The 23,666-nt window shown below is 62.9% G+C and carries 21 protein-coding genes; 11 read left to right on the plus strand and 10 right to left on the minus strand.

Features of this window, described 5'->3' with window-relative positions; translation table 11 throughout:
• The first annotated feature begins 1 nt into the window (after position 1).
• Positions 2-2,551, plus strand: coding sequence for a phytanoyl-CoA dioxygenase family protein (locus IB243_RS04335; RefSeq protein WP_192425220.1), 2,550 nt, complete (start codon positions 2-4; stop codon positions 2,549-2,551).
• Between the two features lie 27 nt (positions 2,552-2,578).
• On the opposite strand, the gene IB243_RS04340 is transcribed toward IB243_RS04335, so the two are convergent.
• Positions 2,579-4,069 (minus strand): methyl-accepting chemotaxis protein, encoded by a 1,491-nt coding sequence (locus IB243_RS04340; protein ID WP_192425222.1) that lies wholly within the window; start codon positions 4,067-4,069, stop codon positions 2,579-2,581.
• Positions 4,070-4,247: 178 nt separating this feature from the next.
• Between IB243_RS04340 and dapC the strand changes: the two genes are divergently transcribed.
• The 6 genes from dapC to IB243_RS04370 all read left to right on the plus strand — a co-directional run bounded on the left by dapC (position 4,248) and on the right by IB243_RS04370 (position 11,887).
• Positions 4,248-5,453, plus strand: a complete 1,206-nt coding sequence (dapC, locus tag IB243_RS04345; RefSeq protein ID WP_192425224.1) for a succinyldiaminopimelate transaminase — start codon at positions 4,248-4,250, stop codon at positions 5,451-5,453.
• A gap of 31 nt (positions 5,454-5,484) precedes the next feature.
• Positions 5,485-6,318: a 2,3,4,5-tetrahydropyridine-2,6-dicarboxylate N-succinyltransferase gene (dapD, locus tag IB243_RS04350; protein WP_010458910.1), complete on the plus strand. Its 834-nt coding sequence runs from the start codon at positions 5,485-5,487 to the stop codon at positions 6,316-6,318.
• A gap of 68 nt (positions 6,319-6,386) precedes the next feature.
• Positions 6,387-7,550, plus strand: a complete 1,164-nt coding sequence (locus IB243_RS04355) for a PilT/PilU family type 4a pilus ATPase (RefSeq protein WP_010458912.1) — start codon at positions 6,387-6,389, stop codon at positions 7,548-7,550.
• Positions 7,551-7,601: 51 nt separating this feature from the next.
• Positions 7,602-8,795: a succinyl-diaminopimelate desuccinylase gene (dapE, locus tag IB243_RS04360; RefSeq protein ID WP_192425226.1), complete on the plus strand. Its 1,194-nt coding sequence runs from the start codon at positions 7,602-7,604 to the stop codon at positions 8,793-8,795.
• Entirely contained in the window at positions 8,792-9,727 is a 936-nt protein-coding gene (gene prmB / locus IB243_RS04365; protein ID WP_010458916.1) for a 50S ribosomal protein L3 N(5)-glutamine methyltransferase, read from the plus strand. The genes dapE and prmB overlap by 4 nt, the downstream gene beginning before the upstream one ends.
• A 111-nt stretch (positions 9,728-9,838) precedes the next feature.
• Complete coding sequence (locus IB243_RS04370) at positions 9,839-11,887, plus strand: ABC-F family ATP-binding cassette domain-containing protein (protein ID WP_029413097.1); 2,049 nt, start codon at positions 9,839-9,841, stop codon at positions 11,885-11,887.
• Positions 11,888-12,063: 176 nt separating this feature from the next.
• Here the strand turns inward: IB243_RS04370 and IB243_RS04375 are convergent, their stop codons facing one another.
• The 4 genes from IB243_RS04375 to IB243_RS04390 all read right to left on the minus strand — a co-directional run bounded on the left by IB243_RS04375 (position 12,064) and on the right by IB243_RS04390 (position 16,392).
• Positions 12,064-12,372: a hypothetical protein gene (locus tag IB243_RS04375; RefSeq protein WP_192425228.1), complete on the minus strand. Its 309-nt coding sequence runs from the start codon at positions 12,370-12,372 to the stop codon at positions 12,064-12,066.
• Positions 12,372-13,109 (minus strand): acetoacetyl-CoA reductase, encoded by a 738-nt coding sequence (gene phbB, locus IB243_RS04380; protein ID WP_010458920.1) that lies wholly within the window; start codon positions 13,107-13,109, stop codon positions 12,372-12,374. Before phbB ends, IB243_RS04375 begins: the two co-directional genes overlap by 1 nt.
• 329 nt (positions 13,110-13,438) lie before the next feature.
• Positions 13,439-14,617 (minus strand): acetyl-CoA C-acetyltransferase, encoded by a 1,179-nt coding sequence (locus IB243_RS04385; protein WP_010458922.1) that lies wholly within the window; start codon positions 14,615-14,617, stop codon positions 13,439-13,441.
• A gap of 74 nt (positions 14,618-14,691) precedes the next feature.
• Complete coding sequence (locus IB243_RS04390; protein ID WP_192425231.1) at positions 14,692-16,392, minus strand: alpha/beta hydrolase; 1,701 nt, start codon at positions 16,390-16,392, stop codon at positions 14,692-14,694.
• 124 nt (positions 16,393-16,516) lie between these two features.
• Here IB243_RS04390 and IB243_RS04395 point away from each other — a divergent pair, with 124 nt between their 5' ends.
• A complete protein-coding gene (locus IB243_RS04395; RefSeq protein ID WP_192425234.1) occupies positions 16,517-16,855 on the plus strand; it encodes a hypothetical protein in 339 nt (112 codons plus the stop codon).
• On the opposite strand, the gene IB243_RS04400 is transcribed toward IB243_RS04395, so the two are convergent.
• The 3 genes from IB243_RS04400 to IB243_RS04410 form a co-directional block, all read right to left on the minus strand.
• Positions 16,775-17,650 carry a polyphenol oxidase family protein gene (locus tag IB243_RS04400; protein WP_192425236.1) on the minus strand — a complete coding sequence of 292 codons (876 nt, stop codon included), beginning with the start codon at positions 17,648-17,650 and terminating at the stop codon, positions 16,775-16,777. The genes IB243_RS04395 and IB243_RS04400 overlap by 81 nt on opposite strands.
• On the minus strand, positions 17,647-18,315 hold the full coding sequence (gene maiA / locus IB243_RS04405) for a maleylacetoacetate isomerase (RefSeq protein WP_192425238.1): 669 nt from the start codon (positions 18,313-18,315) through the stop codon (positions 17,647-17,649). The genes IB243_RS04400 and maiA overlap by 4 nt, the downstream gene beginning before the upstream one ends.
• A 109-nt stretch (positions 18,316-18,424) precedes the next feature.
• Positions 18,425-18,880 (minus strand): MarR family winged helix-turn-helix transcriptional regulator, encoded by a 456-nt coding sequence (locus tag IB243_RS04410; protein ID WP_029413102.1) that lies wholly within the window; start codon positions 18,878-18,880, stop codon positions 18,425-18,427.
• Between the two features lie 169 nt (positions 18,881-19,049).
• On the opposite strand from IB243_RS04410, the gene IB243_RS04415 reads away from it, so the two are divergent.
• The 3 genes from IB243_RS04415 to IB243_RS04425 all read left to right on the plus strand — a co-directional run bounded on the left by IB243_RS04415 (position 19,050) and on the right by IB243_RS04425 (position 20,653).
• Positions 19,050-19,745, plus strand: a complete 696-nt coding sequence (locus IB243_RS04415) for a fumarylacetoacetate hydrolase family protein (protein WP_010458932.1) — start codon at positions 19,050-19,052, stop codon at positions 19,743-19,745.
• Between the two features lie 123 nt (positions 19,746-19,868).
• A complete protein-coding gene (locus IB243_RS04420; protein WP_192425240.1) occupies positions 19,869-20,420 on the plus strand; it encodes an NUDIX hydrolase in 552 nt (183 codons plus the stop codon).
• Positions 20,421-20,428: 8 nt separating this feature from the next.
• The gene (locus tag IB243_RS04425) at positions 20,429-20,653 is read left to right on the plus strand and encodes a DUF1737 domain-containing protein (protein WP_192425242.1); all 225 of its coding nucleotides are present in this window, start codon (positions 20,429-20,431) and stop codon (positions 20,651-20,653) included.
• A 57-nt stretch (positions 20,654-20,710) separates the two neighbouring features.
• On the opposite strand, the gene IB243_RS04430 is transcribed toward IB243_RS04425, so the two are convergent.
• Together IB243_RS04430 and IB243_RS04435 are read right to left on the minus strand one after the other, a co-directional pair.
• Entirely contained in the window at positions 20,711-21,073 is a 363-nt protein-coding gene (locus IB243_RS04430; RefSeq protein WP_192425244.1) for a collagen-like protein, read from the minus strand.
• A 235-nt stretch (positions 21,074-21,308) separates the two neighbouring features.
• Entirely contained in the window at positions 21,309-23,642 is a 2,334-nt protein-coding gene (locus IB243_RS04435; RefSeq protein ID WP_192425246.1) for a transglycosylase domain-containing protein, read from the minus strand.
• Positions 23,643-23,666 lie beyond the last annotated feature (24 nt).

Genomic DNA, 23,666 nt, shown 5'->3' on the forward strand with positions numbered 1-23,666 from the left:
AATGGCATCTCATCGAATTCTGGTCGATTCTGGAAACTATTTTTCCAACAATGACAATTTGGGAGACAGGGCAATCTACCAAGTCATTTTTCAGCGCTTGCGGTATCTCTGGCCTGATTGTCAAATCCATTGGATAACTCGCAATGCTGCCTTGCTCAAGAAGGACTGTCCCGAGGTCATGGCATTGGAGCTGACCGAGGAACGCGCCCCCCTGTCACTGATCAGCCTCGATGCGAATTCACAGAACCCGGAAACCCAAGCATCCTCTGACACCGCGCGCATTGTGTCCGCCTTGATGGACTGCGACATGGTGATAGCGACGGGGGGCGGATATTTCAGTGATGATTTTTCCAACCAGGCAGAAGCCATTTTGCATACGCTGGAAGCGGGTATCCAGCTTGGCAAGCCGGCAATTATTCTGAGCTGTGGATTTGAACCTCTCAGCGTTCGCAGCCTTTCTCAGAAGATGGTGAGCGTATTTCCTCTTCTGAGTCTGGTCGTGTGCCGAGAATCCCAGCAAAGTCCGATGGTGGCGAGATCCTATGGTGTTCCAGAACAACGCTTTATCGTGGCCGCAGACGAGGCGATTGAACTGGCGTTTGACTTGCGCCCTTCCATGTTGGGCGAATCTCTGGGCATCAATGTCCGCCAAGCGGACTACGCTGGTGTTGATGCCAGTACCCTTTTGCGTCTGCGCGAAGGTTTGGGCCTTGCCATTGCACGCCTGGGTGTGCCCGTTACCGGTGTGCCCATTTCGCTTTCCGGGCCTTCTGACCCTGACGCCATTGCCTCTCTCCTCCAGGGCATTGCAGGTATCCAATACGTCCCCAGCCTCGTCTCGACGCCGCAGGACGTGGTGCGGGAGATCGGTGCATGCCGAATGGTCATTACCGGCAGTTACCACGCAGCGGTGTTCGCGCTATCGCAAGGCGTTTCGGTGATCGCGCTGGTGGCGTCTCCGCACTACCGGTCGAAAATGCGAGGGCTTCAAGCCCAGTTTGGCGCCGCCTGCCGCATCGTATTTCTGGATCGGGAGGACACTGCTGCGCACCTGGCCACCGCCATACAGGATGTGTGGGGTGCAGCCGTGTCCGAACGGCCGCGATTGCTGGAAGCGGCGCGGCAGCAGGTCAGTGTGGGGCGGGCCGCCTACGCGCGATTGGCCGAGCTGATGGAGCGCGTTCCTGCCAACCAGCACGACAGCGCGACGCCGCAATTGACTGACATTTCTACGCAAGCACCCATGAACAAAGACACCGCTGAAGTCTCTTTCTCTTTGTCTCCCGAAGAAATTGAGCAATTCCGGACACAGGGCTATGTGGGGCCGTTCACGGCATTCACGCCCCACGAAATGGAACAATTCCGCAAAACGGTGTCTGAGCGGGTGTTGCCGACACCTACGCCCTATTGCCCGTTTGGCCTGCGCGTGCGGCATCTCGACAGCAAGGCGGTCTATGCAATGTGCTCGGCTCGGGCCATTGTGGAGCGCATGGCTTCTCTCTATGGGCCGGATCTCGTTCTGTGGAATTCCAACCTGTTCAACAAGCCGCCTGCCCGGCCAGAACAGCAAGAGGAATACCCATGGCACCAGGATCACTACAACTGGAACATGGAACCCATCCTGAACATTTCAGCCTGGCTGGCGATTACGCCGGCAACGCTGGAAAATGGGTGTGTGGAAATCATCCCGGGTTCGCACCGGCAGATCATCCCTCCGGCCGTCGATACCGATCCTGCCAAAAGCCTTCGGTTCGGAGGCATCGCTTCAGACCCTGACTACGTGGACGAGACCAGCAAGTTGGCCATGGTGCTGGAACCCGGTCAGTTTTTTCTCTTCAACGAACGGCTGCTACATCACTCCAACCCCAACCGGACTACGGAACACAGGCTTGGATTGGCTGTCAGAGTCACGGTCCCCATCGCAAAGGTCAGCGAACCTTTTCCCTGCGTCATGTTGCGGGGCGAAGACCGCATGGGCTTCAACCGGTACCTTCAAGCGCCCTTGGACGAACCCGATTCCCATTGGCTCGATTCATTGCCACCAGGGCAAGACTACCTCTTTGACCGCCCCATCCCGGGACGGGGCTGGCATGTGCGCGAGGCCCAGGGGCAACGCCACTTCGCTTGGACAGGTCTGGAGCCCGAGGCGTGGATTGACTTCCGCCCCACGGCTGGCGGCGATCATCGGCTGCGGCTAGAGGTCATTCACATGCTGACGATGGCGGCCGTCAGCGAGCTTCTGTTGATGGTGAATGGGCAAGCGATTCCCCTCAGACACGAACAGGTGGGTGATACGCTCGTCCTGGAGGCACACGTTCCCGACGCCATCTTGCGAAGCCGTACCGACCGGGTGCGGGTGGCACTCCTGGGTTCATCCCTGGTACGACCCTGCGATCTGAATCCGGAGAGCACGGACAAGCGCTCCCTTGGATTGGGAATTCACCGAATAGCGCTCGTGCCCATTGGTACACCCAAAGTGGCTCCTGAGGCGCCCAGCGCAACAAACCCTGTGCCGCCACCTGCAGCCTGGTATCGCAGGCTGCTTGGGTGAATTTGTCCGTGCCAAAGACCCGGCAACTCAGCGTGCGGCAAGTGCCTTGTACACCCCGCATCCCACATACAGATCGCCTGCGCGGCTGACATAAGACATCTTCGTCTGCACCACGCCCGTGGAGGGATTGGTGATGTCGTATTCCACCCATCCCGGCTCACGGTCCGCCTGGGAAACAATGTCACTCACGAGCCGGTCGCCCGCAATGCCGGGGATGTCCTGCACACGCGTCCCCACCTTGGCGGTGTTGCCCCCAAAGGCAAGGTAGGTACCTGCCGTGTCGAGCACAAACACGTACATATCCCGGTCGTGGTACGGCTGGTTCTTGTCAGTGACGCTGCGCAGGAACTGATCCCGCGAGCTGCTCTTGTGCAATGCCACGGCCCTGCCCACCAACACCACGGCCTCCTCGGCTGTGCCCTGCTGCAAACGGAATGCGGAGACCGCACGCGACAAGGTGGATGCGCGGTTTTCGAGGGCCTCGGCCTGTTGCACGGCATGGCCCACCATCTGGGCGTTGTGCTGGGTGATCTGGTCCAGTTGCTGCACCGCAGCACTTACCTCGCGCAGCCCCGTGCTTTGCTCGGCGCTCGATCCGGAGATCTCGCTCATGCTGGCCGCAACGCTGCGAATGCCCCCTGCCATGTCGGAGATGCCCTCCCCGGCCGACCGGATCAGGCCGGCACTGGTTTCCACCTGGCTGACCGAGGCACCAATCAACTCGCGGATTTCGTGCGCCGCGTCACTGGATCGTTTGGCCAGCGTGCGCACCTCCGCCGCCACCACGGCAAAACCACGGCCCTGCTCTCCTGCGCGCGCAGCCTCGACTGCAGCGTTCAAGGCAAGGATATTGGTCTGAAACGCAATGCTGTCGATCACGCCGATGATTTCGGTCATGCGGCGCGCGCCTTGCTGAATGGCTTCGACCGACTGCACAGCGCGCGCCATGGCCTGGGCGCCCACGTCGGCCGCGTCCCGCACCTGCGCGGCCCGTGCATCCGCACTGTGGGCGGTCTGGGCGTTGTTCTGCACCGCAGATGACAGTTGCTCAACACTGGCTGCGGTCTGCTCCAGGTTGGCGGCCTGTTGCTCGGTGCGGTCGGCCAGCGAGCGGTTGCCCTCGGCCAGGCTCTGCCCAGCATGGGCGACCAGCGCTGCATTGCTGCGGATATCGGCCACCATCGATGAAAGGGTGATCACCATGCGCTCAAGCGACTGCGCCATATCGCCCACCTCGTCTTGCCCGTAGTCTCGGCGGGGCTGCGCACGCAGATCTCCGACCTGGGTCAACTCAATGGTTTGTGCCAAGCCTGCGAGGTCTGTCGAAAGGCTGATGTAAAGCACCAGCAGCGCATACGCCACGACGAGCCCACCCAGCGCAAGCAACCACCAGGGTGCCCCAAACGCAGCAATGGCCAACGCAGCCCCTACCAGGAGGCTCAGCGAGAGCAGCTTGCCAGGCAAATGCCACCTGCGCATCCACCAGAGCCCCGGACGCAGCGGTAGGAATCCTGACATCGTGTCTCCTCTTATCGTTCTTGCCAAATGGCACGAATCCTAGGTGCATGCACTTACGGCGGATTGACAGACCACAAGGTGTATCGCAGCTGCGGGGGTTCCTGTCGGCCAGCCCATGCAGGCCACACCCGCTCCAGCACCGGACTGATCGGGGGACCATCGCCCATAATGGCGCCCCATGAATCCCCTGCTTTCCCATCTCCAGCCCTACCCTTTCGAGCGGCTGCGACAGCTCTTTGCGGGGGTCACGCCCCCAGCCGCCTACAGCCCCATCAGTCTGGGCATGGGCGAGCCACGCCATCCTACACCGCAGTTCATCAAGGATGCACTCAGTAACAACCTCAGTGGACTGGCGAGCTACCCCGCCACGGCAGGTGAACTGGGGTTGCGCGAGGCCTTCACCCGCTGGCTGGATTTGCGGTATGCCATTACGCTGGACCCAGCCACCCAGGTGCTGCCCGTGAATGGTTCACGCGAAGCGCTTTTCTCCTTTGCCCAGACCGTCATCGACCCTTCGCGGGGCCGACCACTGGTGGTCTGCCCCAATCCGTTCTACCAGATCTATGAAGGCGCAGCCCTGCTGGCGGGCGCCGAACCCTACTACGCGGCCAGCGATCCGGAACGCAACTTCGCCGTGGACTGGGACGCAGTGCCGGAGACGGTGTGGCAGCGGACCCAGTTGCTCTTCGTATGTTCGCCCGGCAACCCTACCGGCGCCGTCATGCCGCTGAGTGAGTGGAAGAAGCTGTTTGAACTGAGCGACCTCCATGGCTTTGTCATCGCTTCGGACGAGTGCTACAGCGAAATCTACTTCCGCGATGAACCACCGCTGGGGGGCCTGCAGGCTGCAGACCAGCTCGGCCGCAGCGACTACAAAAACCTGATCTCCTTCACCAGCCTCTCCAAACGCAGCAACGTTCCCGGCATGCGCAGCGGTTTTGTGGCAGGCGACGCTGCGTTGATCAAGTCCTTTCTGCTGTATCGCACGTACCACGGCAGCGCGATGAGCCCCATCGTGCAGGCAGCCAGCATTGCCGCGTGGGGTGATGAGCAGCATGTGGTGGAAAACCGCATGCGCTACCGCAAGAAGTTCGCCCAAGTCACCCCCCTGCTGGCGAGCGTGATGGAAGTCGCCCTTCCGGATGCCGGCTTCTACCTGTGGGCCAAGGTTCCCGACGCGCTGGGCATGGATGACGCCGAGTTCGCGCGAGCCCTTCTGGCTCAATACAATGTCACGGTGCTCCCTGGCAGCTACCTGGCCCGCGAGGCCCAGGGCAGCAACCCTGGTGCCCAACGCATTCGCATGGCCCTCGTGGCAGAAACCGAAGAATGCGCGGAAGCCGCGCTGCGCATCGTGCAATTCATCCAATCCCGTACTGCCTGACCGACAGACCTAGAGACTGACTGACAACAACATGACCCAACAACTGCAAACCCTTATCGACAACGCCTGGGACAACCGTGCCAGCCTCTCGCCCGCCGCCGCCCCCAAGGAGATCCAGGACGCTGTCGAGCATGTGATCGCCGAGCTGAACAACGGCACCCTGCGCGTGGCCACGCGCGAGGGCGTGGGCCAATGGACGGTGCACCAGTGGATCAAGAAGGCCGTGCTGCTGTCGTTCCGACTCAAGGACAACGAAGTCGTCAAGGCCGGTGACCTGGGCTTTTACGACAAGGTGCAGACCAAGTTCGCGCACCTGACCGAAGAAGAAATGAAGGCCACTGGCGTGCGTGTGGTGCCACCCGCCGTGGCCCGCCGTGGCAGCTTCATCGCCAAGGGCGCGATCCTGATGCCGTCTTACGTGAACATCGGCGCCTATGTGGGCGAAGGCACCATGGTTGATACATGGGCCACTGTGGGCTCGTGCGCACAGATCGGCTCCAACGTGCACCTCTCGGGTGGTGTGGGCATTGGCGGCGTGCTGGAGCCCCTGCAGGCCGGCCCCACCATCATTGAAGACAACTGCTTCATCGGGGCCCGCTCCGAAGTGGTCGAAGGCGTGGTCGTCGAAGAAAACTCGGTGCTGGGCATGGGCGTATACCTGGGCCAGAGCACCCCCATCTTCAACCGCGCCACAGGCGAAATCAGCTATGGCCGCGTGCCATCGGGTTCGGTGGTGGTCAGCGGAAACCTGCCCAAGACCGCTGCCAACGGCACGCCGTACAGCATGTACGCTGCCATCATTGTCAAGCAGGTGGACGCGCAGACCCGCTCCAAGACCAGCATCAACGACCTGCTGCGCGACTGACAGCGCACCCTGGGGGCAGGCCCTCCCGCCTGCCCCCCGACAGATACCGACAACAAGAGGGAAACACCATGAGCACGATGGAGCGGATTCTTCGCCTGATGAGCGAAAAGAAGGCATCAGACGTCTACCTGTCGGCCAATGCCCCGGCGCTGATCAAGATCAACGGCGAGTGCGTGCCGATCAACAACCAGATCCTGCCGCCCGACGCGCCGCGCAACCTGCTCTCCGAGGTGGTTCCCCCGGACCGCATTGAGGAGCTGGAAGAAACCGGCGAGCTCAACATGGGGGTGCCGCTCAGTGGTGTGGGCCGCTTCCGGGTGAGCGCCATGCGCCAGCGTGGCAGCTATGCGGTGGTGATCCGTTTCATCTCGCAGCAGATTCCCGAATTCGACTCCCTGGGCCTGCCGCCCGTGCTGCGCGAACTGATCCTCGAAAAACGTGGCCTGATCCTGATGGTCGGCGCCACGGGCTCGGGCAAGAGCACGTCGCTGGCGTCGATGATCGATACCCGCAACGAAGCGCTCACGGGCCACATCCTCACCATTGAAGACCCGGTCGAATACCAGTTCAGGAACAAGAAGTCCATCGTCAACCAGCGCGAAATTGGCAGCGACACGCAGTCGCTGCAAACAGCGCTGAAGAACGCGCTGCGCCAGGCGCCCGACGTGATCCTGATCGGCGAAATCCGCGACCGCGAAACCATGTCGGCCGCCATTGCCTACGCCCAGTCGGGTCACCTGTGCCTGGCCACGCTGCACGGCAACAACAGCTACCACGCGCTCAACCGGATCTTGTCGTTCTATCCCGTCGAAGTCCGCCCCACCATGTTGGGGGACCTGGCATCCGCCATGAAGGCCATCATCTCCCAGCGGCTGGTGCGCACCATCGACGGGAGCCGCGCACCTGCGGTGGAGGTCATGCTCAACACCAAGCTCGTTTCCGACCTGATCGAAAAAGGCGATTTCTCCGGCGTGAAGGAAGCCATGGAAAAATCCATGGCGGAAGGCTCGCAGACCTTTGAGGAAGCGCTGGCCCGACTCATCATGGATGCCAAGATCGACCGCAAGGAAGGTATGTCGTATGCCGATTCGCCCACCAACCTGATGTGGCGCCTGCAAAACGACTTCTCCCTGGCCGCCAACGCTGCCAAGGCTCAGAAGGAAGCGCGGGACACACCCGACGATGCACCTTCGTTCACCGAGATCGTGCTGGATGTCAAGCCCGCAGCGTGACTCCCTGAGTCGCCTTCGGCACCCTCCCTCCCCCTTTTTTCGACGCCTCTGATGTCCCGCACCCTGCACCTCGCCGAACAGCTCATCTCCCTGCCCTCCATCACCCCGGAGGATGCGGGTTGCCTCGACCTGCTGGCGGCGCGACTGGTGCCACTGGGTTTTGTGTGTGAACGGCTGGACAGTGGCCCGGCAGACTTCCGGGTCAGCAATTTATGGGCAAAAAGGCCCGTAGCGCTTGATGGAAAAGCGCAAATGGCTATCAAAAACATAGTATTTGCAGGACACACCGATGTGGTCCCCACGGGCCCCCTGACCCAATGGAGCAGCGACCCGTTCATCCCCACCCACAAAGACGGCAAGCTCTATGGCCGGGGCGCCAGCGACATGAAAACCTCCATCGCTGCCTTCGTCGTGGCCGTGGAGGAGTTTTTGGCGGCCACGCCCGATCCGCAGATCGAGCTGGCCTTCCTTCTGACCAGCGACGAGGAAGGACCCTCGGTGGATGGCACCAAGGTCGTGATCGAGCAGCTCAAGGCACGCGGCGAAAAGCTCGACTACTGCATCGTGGGGGAACCCACCTCTGTCGAAAAAACCGGCGACATGATCAAGAACGGACGGCGCGGCACGCTCAGCGGCAAGCTCACCGTGCGCGGCATCCAGGGGCACATCGCCTACCCGCAGCTGGCGCGCAACCCCATCCACCAGGCCCTGCCCGCCTTGGCGGAGTTGGCGGCTACGGTGTGGGACCAAGGCAACGCGTTTTTCCCGCCCACCAGCTGGCAGATCAGCAACATACATGGCGGTACCGGCGCCACCAATGTGATTCCAGGCAATGTGGTGGTGGACTTCAACTTCCGCTTCTCCACCGAATCCACCGCCGAAGGCCTGCAGCAGCGTGTACACGCATTGCTGGACCGCCATAGTCTCGAATACGACCTGCGCTGGACGCTCGGCGGGCAACCCTTCCTGACCACCCCGGGCGAGCTGGTCACGGCCGTGCAGCAGGCCATTACGGCAGAGACCGGCCTGACCACCGAACTCTCTACCACCGGCGGAACCAGCGACGGCCGCTTCATCGCCCAGGTGTGTCCCCAGGTGATTGAGCTCGGCCCCCCCAACGCCAGCATCCACAAGATCGACGAGCACATCGTTGTGGCCGACATCGAACCGCTCAAGAACATCTACCGCCGCACGCTAGAGAACCTGCAGGCCCAGGCCCTTGCATTGGGCAAGGTGTCGGCATGAGTGTGCAGCAGCAACCCCTCATTCCGGCGGGCAATACCGTGGGTGCCCTGGTGGAATCCGGTGCGCAATGCCTGGTGGCAGCAGGCGTCTCCTTCGGCCACGGCACAACCAACGCGCACGACGAAGCCGCCTGGCTCGTCTTGTGGCGCCTGGGCCTGCCGCTGGACAGTGACCTGTCGGACGCCCCTGATTCCATCAAAAATCAGCCCGTAGCGCCCGCCGATCAAGCGCGAGTAGCTATACTTTTTGAAGAGCGCATCCGCACCCGCAAACCCGCCGCCTACCTCACGCAGGAGGCCTGGCTGCAAGGCGTGCCCTTTTACGTCGATGAGCGCGCCATTGTCCCGCGCAGCTTCATCGCAGAGTTGCTGGTCGATGGTGGTGCGGACGAGTACCTGAGCGACCACACCCACCGGGTGTTGGACCTTTGCACCGGAAACGGCAGCCTGGCCGTGCTGGCGGCCATGGCCTGGCCGGAGGTGCAGGTGACGGGCGCTGACATTTCAGCCGATGCGCTGGCCGTGGCACGCATCAATGTGGACAGACACAGCCTGCAAGACCGCATCCAGCTGCAACTCTCCGATGGTCTCACTGCACTGCCTGGGCCCTGGGACCTGATCCTGTGCAATCCGCCCTACGTGAACGCGGCCAGCATGGCAGCGTTGCCCGCCGAATACCGCGCAGAACCCGAGCTGGCCCTGGCCGGTGGCAACGATGGCATGGACTTCGTGCGCCAGCTGTTCGCTGCGGCTCCGGCCTGCATGAGCGAGGATGCCGTGATCATTCTGGAGATCGGCAACGAGCGCGCCTACTTCGAAGCCGCGTTCCCCCAATTGCCTGTTTTCTGGCTCGATACCAGTGCTGGCGAAGACCAGGTTTTACTGGTGACCCGGCAGGCTTTGACCGCCCAATCCCGGCTCACGGCACAATAGAGGGTTGCGCGCCACCGCCTTTTGCATCGGTTGCACCGTTTGCAACGGCCCTGGCCCCCTGCTTTTTCATGCCACCCGCCCAGCGCGGGTGCGCTTTTTTCTGAGCTCCGGATGATCACCCTTAAGAACGTTACCTTGCGACGCGGCGCCAAAGTCGTGCTCGACAGCGTTTCCGCCACCATCAACCCTGGCGAAAACGTTGGACTTGTAGGCCGCAATGGCGCGGGCAAGTCCAGCCTGTTCGCCTTGCTCAGCGGCAAACTGCACGAAGACGGGGGGGATTTCTACATCCCCACCAGCTGGCGCATGGCAGAGGTTGCGCAGAACATGCCCGAGACCGACCAGCCGGCCACCGAGTTTGTGCTGGAGGGCGATACGCGCTTGGCCGAGGTGCAGCGCCAACTGGTAGAAGCCGAGGCCAGCGACGATGGAATGGCCATCGCCCATGCTTACTCGGACCTGCACGATGCCGGCGCGCACGATGCGGTCGCACGCGCACAGGCACTGATCCTGGGCCTGGGCTTTCGGGTCAGCGAGCTGGACCAGCCGGTCAATAGCTTCTCTGGCGGCTGGCGCATGCGCCTGCAGTTGGCACGCGCGCTGATGTGCCCCAGCGACCTGCTGCTGCTGGATGAACCGACCAACCACTTGGACTTGGACGCCCTGGTCTGGCTCGAAGCCTGGCTCAAGCGCTACGCAGGCACCATGATCGTGATCAGCCATGACCGCGAGTTTCTGGATGCCATCACCAACGTCACACTGCAAATTCAGCAGGGCGAATTGAACCGCTACGGCGGCAACTACAGCAAATTCGAAGAGTTGCGCGCCCAGCAGCTCGAGTTGCAACAGGCCAGCTTCTCCAAGCAACAGGAAAAGATGGCCCACCTGCAGAAGTTCATCGACCGCTTCAAGGCGAAGGCCAGCAAAGCCAAGCAAGCACAAAGCCGCGTCAAGCAGCTCGAACGCATGGAGAAGATTGGACCGGTGCTGGCCGAGGCCGACTTCACGTTCGAGTTCAAGGAACCGGCCAACCTGCCCAACCCGATGCTGGCCATCAGCGATGCATCGTTCGGCTATGTGGACGACGAAGGCACGCCCACCACCATCCTCACGGGCGTCAACCGCTCGGTGCTGGCCGGCCAGCGCATCGGCATCCTGGGGGCCAACGGCCAGGGCAAGTCCACCCTGGTCAAAACCATCGCCCGCACCATGAAAGCCCTGGGCGGCAGCGTGACCGAGGGCAAGGGACTGAACATCGGCTACTTTGCGCAGCAGGAACTCGACGTGCTGCGCCCTGCAGAAAATCCGCTGGAGCACATGATCCGCCTCGCCAAGGAGCTAGGCCCCGACCTCAAACAGCCGAGCCGCGAACAGGACCTGCGCAGCTATCTGGGCACGTTCAATTTCACGGGCGACATGGTCAAGCAGGCCGTGGGCACCATGAGCGGTGGCGAAAAGGCCCGCCTGGTGTTGGCCATGATCGTCTGGCAGCGCCCCAACCTGCTGCTGCTCGACGAGCCTACCAACCACTTGGATCTGGCCACCCGCGAGGCGTTGGCCATGGCGCTCAACGACTTCGACGGCACCGTCATGCTGGTCAGCCACGACCGCTCGCTGCTGCGCTCGGTCTGCGAGGACTTCTGGATGGTGGGACGAGGTGTTGTAGGCCCCTTCGATGGCGATCTGGACGACTACCAGCGCTACCTGCTCGAAGAGTCCAAGCGCCTGCGCGAAGAGGCACGCCTGGCCGAGCAGGCACAGACCTCGGTGGCGAGTTCTGCGCCTCCATTGGCCGCTGCACCGTCACCTACTGCCAATCCAGCCCCTGTCGCCGCACCGGTGCCTGCGCCAGCTCCGGCCGCATTACCGTCGCGGGATGGACGAGAGCAGCGCAAGCTCGATGCCCAGGCGCGCCAACAGCAGGCGGAAGTAACCCGGCCCCTCAAAAAAGAGCTGGAACACATCGACAAGCGCCTGATTGCCTTGGCGGCTGAGCGCACCGCTTTGGAGCACAAGCTCACCCAAGCCCTTGCCCCTGCCGAGATCGCAGAATGTGGCCGCGCCCTCAAGGCGGGAAATGACGAGACGGCCCAACTGGAGGAGCGGTGGCTGGAAATTTCTTCTGCACTGGAAGAAATTTCGGCGTCGGTTGCAGGATAAAAATGTAATTTGATGTAATTAAAAGGGCCACATTTTGTGGCCCTTTCGCTTATGTAGAAACAATTTTATGCTTCTTTTTTGGTAGCAAGCTACATTCTCAATGTGCGGGCACTTGCGGTTGCATTTTTTTGCGAAGCGCTGTCAACGGACTGTGGATTGACCGCGTTGTTGGTACATCACAGGAGTTTTTCAGCATGAATACCACCGCAATCTTGTCCGCTTGGCCCGAAGACGAACGCGATCGCAAGCGCGCTCCAGCCCGCTTCTGAAGGCGTGGCAGCCAATTCTCGAAATTCGTAGGCCAATCCAATGCCCGCCACCAAAGTGAAGCACAAAACGTACCAAGGCACGGTATGTGTTTCCACCGAATGGCCCATTTCATAGGCCCATCGAAGCAAGATACCCGGCAGCCCCTTCCCTCTTGCTCCTTTCAACAAAAAACCCCGCAATGCGGGGTTTTTGTTTTTCTGAAGCCTCAGGGGCATCAACCCATGTGCAGACCGCCGTTGACCGAGAAATCGGCACCGGTCGCGTAGCCACCTTCCTCCGAAGCCAGCCACGCAATGATCGAAGCGATTTCGCTGGGTTCACCCAGGCGCTTGACAGGAACAGTGGCCACGATCTTTTCGAGCACGTCAGGACGGATCGCCTTGACCATGTCAGTGCCGATGTAGCCAGGGCTCACCGTATTGACCGTCACACCCTTCGTGGCCAGTTCTTGTGCCAGGGCCATCGAGAAGCCATGCATACCGGCCTTGGCTGCCGAGTAGTTGGTCTGGCCCGCCTGGCCCTTTTCGCCATTCACCGAGCTGATGTTGACGATGCGGCCCCAGCCCTTTTCCACCATGTCGGCCACGACCTGCTTGGTGACGTTGAACATGCTGTTGAGGTTGGTTTCAATCACTGCATCCCAGTCTTCGCGCGACATCTTGAGGAACATGCGATCACGGGTGATGCCAGCATTGTTCACCAGCACGTCGATGGTGCCGTGCTCGGCCTTGGTCTTGCCGAAAGCCTCCACCGTGGAGTCCCAGTCGCCCACATTGCCCACCGACGCATAGAAGGTGTAGCCCAGGGCTTTTTGCTCCGCCAGCCATTTGGCATGGTCACGGGTAGGGCCACAACCTGCGATGACCTTGAAGCCCTCCTTGTGCAGGCGCTGGCAAATGGCAGTCCCGATGCCGCCCATGCCGCCGGTGACGTATGCAACTTTCTGGCTCATGTGATTTCTCCTTGTTGGTGATTTGCTCAGCAGCCACTCTACCGAAGAAATTAACCACTGCCGTGAAGGAAAACACTGAAGCCCTTTTCTTTTTGGCATATCGCCATGCATCGCACACCTGACGTACTAGGCCTCTTTTCCAATCACGGTTTTGGTGCAGGCTGCAGCTTGCAGTTCATCGGACAGAAAAGAGAAACATCTTGCGACAACGTTCTCCCCTGAAGTTGGGGCTGCCGCCACCAGGAACAAAAAAGCCGCGTTGCAACGCGGCTTTGATTTTGGCCTTGCACCCGAGAAACAGCTAAACCACAGGTGCGAAAAGGCGCGTGTTAACGCTCCAAGGCCAGTGACACACCCATGCCGCCACCAATACACAGCGCCGCCAGACCCTTCTTGGCATCGCGGCGCTGCATTTCGTGCAACAGCGTCACCAAGATACGGCAACCCGAGGCGCCGATGGGGTGACCGATGGCGATGGCACCACCATTCACATTGACCTTGGCCGGATCAATCGCCAGCTCCTTGTTCACGGCGCAGGCTTGCGCAGCAAAGGCTTCATTCAGTTCGAAAAGATCCACATCGGCAGCGTTCCAGCCCGCGCGTTGCAAGGCCTTGCGCGATGCGGGCACGGGGCCCATGCCCATGGTGGCGGGGTCCAGGCCGCTGGTGCCAAAGGCTGCGATGCGAGCCAGGGGCTTGAGGCCCAGGGCGGCAGCCTTCTTCGCGCTCATCACCACCACGGCGGCTGCGCCATCGTTCAGGCCCGATGCGTTGCCAGCAGTCACGCTGCCCGCCTTGTCAAACGCGGGACGCAGGCCTGCCAGCGCTTCAGCGTTGGTCTTGCGGTTCAGGTATTCATCCGCGTTGAACAGGATGGGGTCGCCCTTCTTCTGCGCCAGGCTCACACCCACGATTTCATCCACGAACTTGCCGGCGTCTTGCGCGGCTGCGGCCTTTTGCTGGCTGCCCAATGCCAGGGCGTCCTGCATTTCGCGCGTGATGCCATGGGCCTTGGCCACGTTTTCAGCCGTGATGCCCATGTGGTACTGGTTGTACACGTCCCACAGGCCGTCCACGATCATGGTGTCGATCAGCTTCCAGTCGCCCATGCGCTGCCCGTCACGCGAGCCCGGCAGCACGTGCGGTGCCAGGCTCATGCTTTCCTGGCCACCGGCCACCACAATTTCGCTGTCGCCCCAGGCCACAGCCTGGGCGGCGAGCATCACGGCCTTAAGGCCGGAGCCACACACCGCGTTGATCGTGAGCGCCGGGGTTTCCTTGGCCACACCGGCCTTCATCGAGGCCTGGCGTGCAGGGTTCTGGCCCACGCCAGCCGCCAGCACCTGGCCCATGATGACCTCACCAATCTGGTCGGACGAGAGGCCCGCGCGCGCGATGGCTTCGCGGATCACGATGGCGCCCAGTTCGGTCGCAGGCGTCTTGGCCAGCGCACCACCAAACTTGCCCACAGCGGTGCGGGCGGCCGAAACGATGACGATGTCTTCCATGGAATGTCCTTGTGGTTGGAGGTTGTTGGTTGCTTGGTAATTCTCGCAGTGCTGAAAGTCAGGACTTTTGCGTATCAGGATTTCTGCTTCACATAGCTGCCAGGTGCGGGCTCGATGGCCTTGAATTTGGCACCCTTGCCATAGCCCTTGGGCGCTGCAATCTGCTTGCCTGCATGGCCTTTGAGCCAGCCGGCCCAGTCGGTCCACCAGCTGCCGGAGTGCTCGGTGGCGCCGTCCAGCCATTGGTCGAGCGTGGCGGGCAGCCTGCCATCGGTGCGGATCCAGTGGCTGCGCTTGCCTTTGGCGGGTGGGTTGATGACGCCCGCAATGTGGCCCGAGGCCCCCATCACAAAACGCTTCTTGCCGGGCAGCACCTGGGTGGATGCATAAGCGGCATTGATGGGCACGATGTGGTCCTCGCGCGAGCCGTAGATGTAGACGGGCAGCGTGAGGTTGCCAAGGTCCATCTTCTCGCCGCACACCGTGAGCTTGCCGGGTTTTACCAGGCTGTTTTCCAGGTAGAAATTGCGCAGGTACCACGCATAGAACGGGCCCGGCAGGTTGGTGCTGTCGCTGTTCCAGTACAGCAGGTCGAACGGGGGTGGCGTTTCGCCCTTGAGGTAGTTGCCCACCACGTAGTTCCACACCAGGTCATTGGGCCGCAGAAAGCTGAAGGTCGAGGCCAGGTCCTGCCCCTTCATGAGGCCGCCTTTGCCCATCTGCATCTCTCGGAACTTCACGAAAGCCTCGTCGATGAACACGTCGAGGATGCCGGTGTCGGTGAAGTCGATCAGCGTGGTCAAGAACGTTGCACTGGCCACGGGCTCATCGCCACGCGCTGCCAGCACGGCCAGCGCATTGCTCAGGATGGTGCCGCCCACGCAGAAACCCAGTGCGTTGATCTGATCGGTGCCCGTGATGTTCTGCACCACGTCGATGGCGGCCATGGCGCCGTCTTCCACGTAATCGTCCCAGGTCTTGTGGGCCAGGCTGTCGTCGGGGTTTCGCCAGCTCACCACAAAGGTGCGGTGGCCCTGGTCGACGGCGTAGCGAATCAGCGAGTTCTCGGGCTGCAGGTCGAGGATGTAGAACTTGTTGATGCACGGCGGCACCAGCAGAAACGGGCGCTCGTAGACCTTGGCGGTGAGAGGCTTGTATTCGAGCAGCTGGAACAATTCGTTCTCGAACACCACGGCACCTTCGGTGGTGGCCACGTTGCGGCCCACCTCGAACAGGCTTTCGTCGGTCATCGACACGTGGCCCTGGGTGATGTCGTGCAGCAGGTTCTGCATGCCCTTGGCAATGCTTTCGCCCTTGGTTTCGATGGCTTTCTTCTGCGCTTCGGCGTTGAAGGCCAGGAAGTTGCTGGGTGCCATGGCGGCCATCCACTGCTCCACGCCAAAGCGGATGCGGGCCTTGGTTTTTTCATCGGACTCCACCGCATCGGCCAGACCCATGAGGGTGCGGGCATTGAGCAGGTAGGCTGCGGCCGAGAACGCGGCAACGGGGTTGCTGGCCCAGCCCTCACCGGAGAAGCGGCGGTCCTTGACTTCTGGAGCGCCCTGCAGGCCCTGGGCCCAGAGTTCCTGCGCGTCCTTCAGATACTGCTGCTGTAGGGACTGCAGCTTGGTGGGCGAAAATTTCAGGGGTGGTGCTGCAGGTACCTGGGTACCCATGTCCAGCTTCTGGAACGACTGCAGCGCCTGCGACCAGCTTTGCCCGAAAATCTTCTGGAACTGCTCGGCGCTCTCGGCCCAGGGTGATTCAGAATTCATGCTCTTTCCTCAGTGATTGGTCGCTCGCAGCGGCAAAGCTTCTGGTTTTTTATCTCTCGGGCTCATTGTTGCCGAGCCCTTTGCACATGGCAACGGATTCAACCCTTCCAGTGAACACAAACCAATGTACATCATCGTCATCGCCTGGACGTACGTCACCCTCATGATGGCGGTGGCCGAAGCCACCAGCCCCAACGGCACGGTGCTGGGCGCCGTGATCACCTTTGCGCTGTATGGCCTGCTGCCCATGGGCATTCTGGTGTACATCCTTGGCACACCTTCCCGCAAGCGGGCGATCAAGGCACGTGAGGCTGCGGAACAAGCGGCCTACGATGCCGGGCAGGCCGCCGCTGCTGCCGCAGCCACCCCTGAATTACTTGGTTCAGCTGCGCCAGATGCATGCGGCGAAGCGCCCGCTGCCGCCGAGGGCAGCGCTGTCGCGGCGGTGCGAAAAGAACCGTGAGGCGTTGGTCACGGTGCACCAGGATGATGTACCGTCGTTGCCATGGATGTGGGTGATTCCCAGGGCCTGCAGCCGCAGCCGTGCCAGTCCGGCCAGGTCGCACAGGTATTTGCCCCGGACATCGCCGCTCGGCATAAAACACGTCTCTGAAGCCGGATTCGCCTCGCAAAATGCTGCGCGCACTTCGGGCCCCACTTCGAAGGCCTGGGGGCCAATGCAGGGCCCCAGCCAGACCAGCGTGTCCTGGGCGAGCGTTGGGGCAAGATTGATTGCTCCATTTTTAATAGCACCCAGCGCTTTTCCATCCAGCGCCAGGGCCTCAAAACGCTTGAAAACTGCTTCCAGCACACCCTGCCCGCCCACTCCGGCAAGCCCGCGCCACCCTGCATGCGCTGCCGCCACCATCTGGCCCGAGCGGTGGGCCCACAGCACCGGCAGGCAGTCGGCCACCATGATGGTGCAGGCCACTCCGGGCGCAGTGGCCACGCAGGCATCGGCGTCGATGCCGTCAGGCGTGCTGCCATCCAGGTGCACCACGCCATCGCCGTGCACCTGGTTCAGAAACACGGGCCGTGCGCTCGTCGGTGCAGCGCCCACCGTGGATTGCAGCCGCAGGCGGTTGGTGTGTACCGCAGCGGGGTTGTCCCCCACATGGGTACCCAGGTTCAGGCTGTCATAGGGCGGCAGGCTCACTCCGCCCGCACGGGTGGTGCACAGTGCGCGCACGCCCGGGGGTACAGGCCAGTCGGGCACCAGGCAATCGGCCGCAGCCAAAGGGCCTTCGTGGGGGCTCAAGCTTCGTGGTCCGGACAGGCGGAAGGCTGGGCCTTCTGGAAGGCGGGCAGCGCCATGCAGGCGTCGAATGCGCCCATCGTGAGTGGCAAGCCCTCCAGGTTCACGTTGAAGCGCCGGCCATTGAAGATCTGCGGCACGAGGCAGCAATCGGCCAGCGTGGGGGTGTCGCCCCAGCACAGCACAGAAGGGGCCAAGCCCTGGGCCGCACGCGCTTGTGCCAGCAGCGCCAGCTGGCGCTCAAAGGCCTCGAGCCCGTTGCGCACCCAGTGGCGGTACCACGCGTTCTTGGCGTCTTCCTCCACCTTCAGCTCACGCACCAGGTACTTGAGCACACGCGGATTGTTCAGGGGATGGATCTCGCACGCCACCATCTGGGCCAGCGCACGCACACGCGCACGTGCCAGCGGGGTCGGGGGCAGCAGGGCTGGCGCGGGATGGGTTTCTTCCAGGTATTCGATGATGGCCATCGACTGCGACAGCGCCGCGCCGTCGTCCGTCACCATCAAGGGCACCAGAGCATCGCCGACGCGGCTTGCGTATTCCGGCGCATGGTGCTCGCCCTTGAGGAGGTGCACGGGGATGTAGTCATAAGGCAGGCCCTTGATCTGCAACGCGATGCGCACGCGGAACGAGGCGGAAGAACGGAAGTAGTTGTAGAGCTGCATGCAAGAAATCCGTTGTTGAATGGAAGGGTCAAAAACGTGGCGGGCGGGGCACCGCAGCTACAGCTGGCGCGCAGTGCGCTGGCCTTGGCGCCGCCCCGCGCGCGGTCCGTCAGGCGCCCGACGCTCCCGCAGGGTCCTGGTGGTTGTAGACAACCTTGGACAGGATGGACATCAGATCGACGCGCTCCTGCGCATTGAGCGGAGCCATCAACCGCTCCTGCACGCGCTGGGCGGCATCACGCATCTGCAGCGCGGCCACTTCGCCCTCCGGGGTGATCCACAGCAGCTTGCGGCGGCGGTCGCCGGTATCAGGCTCTCGGCGAATCCAGCCGCGCTTTTCAAGCCGCCCGATCACCGAACCCGACGTGGCCGCATCAAACGCCACGCGGGACGCCAGCGTGACCTGGTCTTCACCGGGCCGGGCCAGCAATTCATGCAGGATGGCGAACTGCACCGGCGTCACGTCAAACCCCGCAGTTTCTTCCATGAAAAGCGCCACGGTTCGCTGGTGGGCACGGCGCACCAGGTGGCCTGGCGTGTTGTGGAAATCGAAGCTCTTTGCCATGGGCGCGAGTGTAGCGCCCCACAGCAGACGGCCCGCGCCCATGGCACACTGCCACACCGAGGCCGCGCCGGGTCCAACCCGGGGTTTTTGCGACACAGTCCATGCCCTGGCATCCGCGCCGTCGGGCAATCATTCATTTCCATTGAACCCAGAAATTCGAGAGGCTGACATGAGCTACGTGTTTTCTCCCGCCCCCGTGGCCAGCGTGCCCGTGGTGGGCAGCGGCGACCGCTTTCCCGTGCACCGCATTTATTGCGTGGGCCGTAACTACGAAGAGCATGCCAAGGAAATGGGCTTCACCGGCCGCGAGCCACCCTTCTTCTTCATGAAGCCCGCCGATGCCATTGTGGTGGTCAACGCGGGCGAAACCGGCCAGCTGCCCTACCCCAGCCTGACGGCCAACCTGCACCACGAGATCGAACTGGTCGTGGCCATCGGCAAGGGTGGCAAAAACATCGCTGCCGCCGATGCGTTCACACACATCTATGGCTACGCAGTGGGCCTGGACATGACGCGCCGCGACCTGCAGAACGACATGAAGAAACAGGGCCGCCCCTGGTGCATCGGCAAGGGCTTTGACGCCAGCGCGCCCATTGGCCCCATCACCCCTGCGGCGCAGGCTGGCGACGTGGCCAAGGCGGCCATCTGGCTGCAGGTCAACGGAGCGGACAAGCAACGCAGCACCGTGGCGCAGCTGATCTGGAACATTGCCGAAACCATCGAGCACCTTTCGGCCGCGTGGGAGCTGCAGCCCGGCGACCTGATCTACACCGGCACCCCCGAAGGCGTGGGCGCCGTGGTGCGCGGCGATGTACTGGAGGGTGGCGTCGAGGGCCTGGGCACGTTGCGGCTGAGCGTGGTGTGACGCCCCCGGCCAGGGCGCCACGCGACCCTGGCCCGGGTGCGCAGCCCCTACACTATGCTTTTCATAGCTGCCAGCGATTATACGACAAGCGCTGGCAGCCTATTTGACCCAGAAAATCCTCCGATGACCTTCCGCAGCCCCATCAAACACTGCCGCGCCTGTGGCACCGCCGTGGTCTACCGCCTGCCGGACGATGGCGACACCAAGCAGCGCGCGGTGTGCCCCGTCTGCAACACGGTGCACTACGAGAACCCGCTCAACGTGGTGGGCACCGTGCCCGCGCTGCCCGATGGCCGCATCCTGCTGTGCAAGCGCAACATCGAGCCGCGCTGGGGCAAATGGACGCTGCCCGCAGGCTTCATGGAGCTGGACGAAACCACGGCCCAGGGCGCCGCGCGCGAGACCGATGAAGAGGCTGGCGCACAGATTGAAATCGGCCCGCTGTTCAGCCTGCTCAATGTGCGCCGCGTGGGCCAGGTGCACTTGTTCTACCGCGCCACGCTGCTGAGCGACCAGTTCAACCCCGGCTACGAAACCATCGAGGCCCGGCTGTTTACCGAAGACGAGGTACCGTGGGACGAACTCGCGTTTCGCACCGTGAAGGAAACGCTGGAGTGTTACTTTGCCGACCGCAAGGCGGGCACCATGGGTATGCACTTCATTGATATCGAATAGGCCGCGCCATGACTGTCTGCACAGCGCCTGCATCGCCCGCCCCGTCCAGTACACCACCGGACGGCCTGCCCGTCTACCGCCTGCTCACCGGCCCCGACGACGCCAGCTTTTGCCGCCGCGTGAGCGATGCGCTGGCCCTGGGCTATCGCTTGTACGGGTCTCCAGCCGCCACGTTCAATGGCCAGTCCGTGATCGTGGCGCAGGCCATCGTCTGGTCTGGCACGGTGGCCTGACTTCGGCCGTTCAGCAGATCGGCTGTTGCGGCGCCGTGAGCAGCCGCACGCAGATCGTCAAGGCTTGGCGGGTATCACGATGACCGTGCTGCCGTCGCCCGAGGTGCCGGTATTCCCGGTGTTGCCCTTGCTTCCGGTGTTGCCCGTATTGCCCTTGGCACCCGTGGCGCCTGTGTCCCCCTGGTAGCCCGTCGCGCCCTGCATGCCCGTGGCACCGGTGCTGCCCTGCCCGCCAGTGGCCCCTGTGGACCCCATGCTGCCTGTGGCACCGGTGTAGCCCGTGGCTCCTGTGTCACCGGTCTTGCCGGTATATCCCGTGTTGCCGGTATTGCCCTGTGCTCCCGGGGGGCCCATAGGGCCCGTGCAGGCGCCCAGGGTGAGGGTGGCCAGCACAAGCAAGGTGGTGGTAATCGTTTTCATGGTGAGTCCTTTGGCGTTGCATGCAGCCCAACAACGGCTGCATGGACCAATGTGCGGGACGCACCCTGGAGGGTCTGTTCGGTTGCGCGCATAAGCCAGGCGGCGCCCGCTCTGTGCAATGACTGGCGACGCCGTCCTACAACGCGAGGTCTGTTCGAGATCGGCCCGCAGCGCGCAACGTCTCTGTGGCGGCGGTGTGCGGAGGTTCGTCCGCCGCCCACCCGCCGGTTCGGACTTACCCGCCCACCCGCTCCTCGGGCGGCACAGGCGGCCTAGATGAACCGGCTGGGTCTGTCGTCACCGGTGGCAGGCCATCGCTGCCGGGCCGGGGCGGAGTACCAGGCCAGGGTGCCGGAACAGGCGGGGATTGCGGATTGCCCCCGAACAGCCCTCGGATCCAGTCGCGCATGGCACCCAGCGATCCATCGGCGGGGGGTGGTGGGGCATCCACAAACTCGTCCACAAAACGGTCGTTGCCGTTGATCACCTTGGCACGGATCGCCTGCTGCATGAATTCGCCCACCATGGGCAGCGCACTGCGGGCGCCCTGCCCCCAGTGGTCGCTGCGCAGCGTGATGCGGCCGTCGTTGAAGCCCGCCCAGGCACCGGCCACAACGCGCGCATGCATCAGGATGAACCAGCCGTCGGTGTTGTCCTGCGTGGTGCCGGTCTTGCCTGCCACATCGGCTTGGATGCCATAGCGGCTGCGGATCGCGGTGGCCGTGCCCTTGTCGATGGCGCCGCGCATGGCGTTGCGCAGGGTCTGCGCTGCGCGCGGCTCGAAAACTTCTTCAGGGGCTGAGGGGGCAAACGTCTCCAGCACCTTGCCGTGGCGGTCCTCGATGCGGGTGATCAACACCGGCTCCACATAGCGGCCCAGGTTGGCGATGGAGCTGTAGGCCGTCACCATTTCTTTCAGGGTGACCGGGCTGGTGCCCAGCGCCAGTGACGGCACCTCTTCCAGCGGCGACTGGCGCACCCCCAGGGCCCGCGCCACCTCGGCCACACGGGCGGGGCCCACCTGCTGCATGACCTGCGCGGTGATGGTGTTCTTGGAGAACGCCAGGCCATCGCCCAGCGTCATGGGCTGGTCGCTGGGCGCACCCCCATCGGTGGGGCGCCACACGCGGCCCCCGCCCAGGGGGATTTCCACGGCCGCGTCCATCAGCGTGTCGTCGGGCGACGCGCCGCTGGCAAACGCCGCGCCATACACAAAGGGCTTGAACGTGGAGCCGGGCTGGCGCCGTGCCGCCTGCACATGGTCAAACGGGTCTTGCGCAAAATCGCGGCTGCCCACCCAGGCCAGCACGTGGCCGGTGACCGGGTCTTGCGCCAGGAACCCGGCCTGCACGCGCGTCTTCTCGGCGCGCAGCTTTTGCAGGAAGGCGGTGTCATCCAGCAACGCCTGCAACGCTTCTTCGGGGGCCTGGCCCTTGTCCACGGCGGCGCGGTATTCGGCGCTTTCGCGCACCAGCGTCTGCACCAGTTCGCTCTTCGGGCCCCAGCCATTGCGCTGGGACCAGGCGGTGTCGGCCACCCCCTGCAGCTGGCGCCCCTGGCGCGCTACCGCCTGGTTGGCGATGGCCTGCAGGCGCGAGTCGATGGTGGTGCGGATCACCAGGCCATCGGAGTACAGGTTGTAGCCGTTGCTGTCGGCCCAGGCGATGAGCTGCTTGCGCAGTTGCATCGCAAAGTGCGGTGCGGGGCCCATGACCTCGGTCTGCCGCTCGAAATTGACGCGCAGCGGACGTTTTTGCAGCGCCTCCAGCTGCTTTTCCTCCAGTTTGCCGCGCTTGACCATTTGCGACAACACGGTGTTGCGCCGTGCCTGGGCACGCTCGGGGTTGAGCACGGGGTTGTAGTAGGCCGTGCCCTTGAGCATGCCAATCAGCGTGGCGCTTTCCAGCACATTGAGCTTGTCGGCCGATTTGTCGAAATAGGTGCGCGCCGCCATCTCGATGCCGAAAGCGTTGTACAGGAACGGCACGGTATTGAGGTAGGTCTCCAGGATCTCGTCCTTGGTGTACGAAACCTCGATCTTGACCGCCGTGATCGCCTCCTTGAGCTTGCGCGTGAGGGCCTGCGGGAACACGCGCGAGCGCCCGATTTCCTCTGGGAACAGGTTGCGCGCCAGCTGCTGCGTGATGGTGGAGCCGCCCTGTGGGTCGCCGCGCAGCGTGTGCACCACCGACGACGCCGTGCGCCGCCAGTCGAGCCCGAAGTGGTCGTAGAAACGGTGGTCTTCGGTGGCGATGAGCGCATTCACCACGTTGGGAGATATCTGGTTGAGTTCCACCCATTCACGGTTGGCCCAGCGGTATTCGGCCAGCAGCTTGCCATCCACCGACATGAGCTGCGCGGGCAGCTCGCTCTTGGCCTTGCGGATGTCGCTGATGGAGGGGGTGAACGGGATCAACGCCAGTGTGTACACCAGCACGGTGGCGGGCAGCGCCAGGGCGCCCCACATCAGCGCGCGGCGCAGCGGGCGGGGCATCCAGGCAAACAGGCCGGCCAGCCAGCGGAACAGGGCCGCGGCGCGGGCCTGGAAGGAAAGCAGCAAGGTGCGCATCAAAAACTCAGAGAAAGGGGAGAG

The organism is Acidovorax sp. ACV01 (genome assembly GCF_014851495.1).
Taxonomy (GTDB): Bacteria; Pseudomonadota; Gammaproteobacteria; order Burkholderiales; family Burkholderiaceae_C; genus Acidovorax; species Acidovorax radicis.

Excerpts from the sequence above, each read along its gene's own strand:
- IB243_RS04335 (WP_192425220.1), top strand. The coding sequence starts at position 2 with ATGGCATCTCATCGAATTCTGGTCGATTCTGGAAACTATTTTTCCAAC.
- IB243_RS04340 (WP_192425222.1), bottom strand. The coding sequence starts at position 4,069 with ATGTCAGGATTCCTACCGCTGCGTCCGGGGCTCTGGTGGATGCGCAGG.
- dapC (WP_192425224.1), top strand. The coding sequence starts at position 4,248 with ATGAATCCCCTGCTTTCCCATCTCCAGCCCTACCCTTTCGAGCGGCTG.
- dapD (WP_010458910.1), top strand. The coding sequence starts at position 5,485 with ATGACCCAACAACTGCAAACCCTTATCGACAACGCCTGGGACAACCGT.
- IB243_RS04355 (WP_010458912.1), top strand. The coding sequence starts at position 6,387 with ATGAGCACGATGGAGCGGATTCTTCGCCTGATGAGCGAAAAGAAGGCA.
- dapE (WP_192425226.1), top strand. The coding sequence starts at position 7,602 with ATGTCCCGCACCCTGCACCTCGCCGAACAGCTCATCTCCCTGCCCTCC.
- prmB (WP_010458916.1), top strand. The coding sequence starts at position 8,792 with ATGAGTGTGCAGCAGCAACCCCTCATTCCGGCGGGCAATACCGTGGGT.
- IB243_RS04370 (WP_029413097.1), top strand. The coding sequence starts at position 9,839 with ATGATCACCCTTAAGAACGTTACCTTGCGACGCGGCGCCAAAGTCGTG.
- IB243_RS04375 (WP_192425228.1), bottom strand. The coding sequence starts at position 12,372 with ATGCCCCTGAGGCTTCAGAAAAACAAAAACCCCGCATTGCGGGGTTTT.
- phbB (WP_010458920.1), bottom strand. The coding sequence starts at position 13,109 with ATGAGCCAGAAAGTTGCATACGTCACCGGCGGCATGGGCGGCATCGGG.
- IB243_RS04385 (WP_010458922.1), bottom strand. The coding sequence starts at position 14,617 with ATGGAAGACATCGTCATCGTTTCGGCCGCCCGCACCGCTGTGGGCAAG.
- IB243_RS04390 (WP_192425231.1), bottom strand. The coding sequence starts at position 16,392 with ATGAATTCTGAATCACCCTGGGCCGAGAGCGCCGAGCAGTTCCAGAAG.
- IB243_RS04395 (WP_192425234.1), top strand. The coding sequence starts at position 16,517 with ATGTACATCATCGTCATCGCCTGGACGTACGTCACCCTCATGATGGCG.
- maiA (WP_192425238.1), bottom strand. The coding sequence starts at position 18,315 with ATGCAGCTCTACAACTACTTCCGTTCTTCCGCCTCGTTCCGCGTGCGC.
- IB243_RS04410 (WP_029413102.1), bottom strand. The coding sequence starts at position 18,880 with ATGGCAAAGAGCTTCGATTTCCACAACACGCCAGGCCACCTGGTGCGC.
- IB243_RS04415 (WP_010458932.1), top strand. The coding sequence starts at position 19,050 with ATGAGCTACGTGTTTTCTCCCGCCCCCGTGGCCAGCGTGCCCGTGGTG.
- IB243_RS04420 (WP_192425240.1), top strand. The coding sequence starts at position 19,869 with ATGACCTTCCGCAGCCCCATCAAACACTGCCGCGCCTGTGGCACCGCC.
- IB243_RS04425 (WP_192425242.1), top strand. The coding sequence starts at position 20,429 with ATGACTGTCTGCACAGCGCCTGCATCGCCCGCCCCGTCCAGTACACCA.
- IB243_RS04430 (WP_192425244.1), bottom strand. The coding sequence starts at position 21,073 with ATGAAAACGATTACCACCACCTTGCTTGTGCTGGCCACCCTCACCCTG.
- IB243_RS04435 (WP_192425246.1), bottom strand. The coding sequence starts at position 23,642 with ATGCGCACCTTGCTGCTTTCCTTCCAGGCCCGCGCCGCGGCCCTGTTC.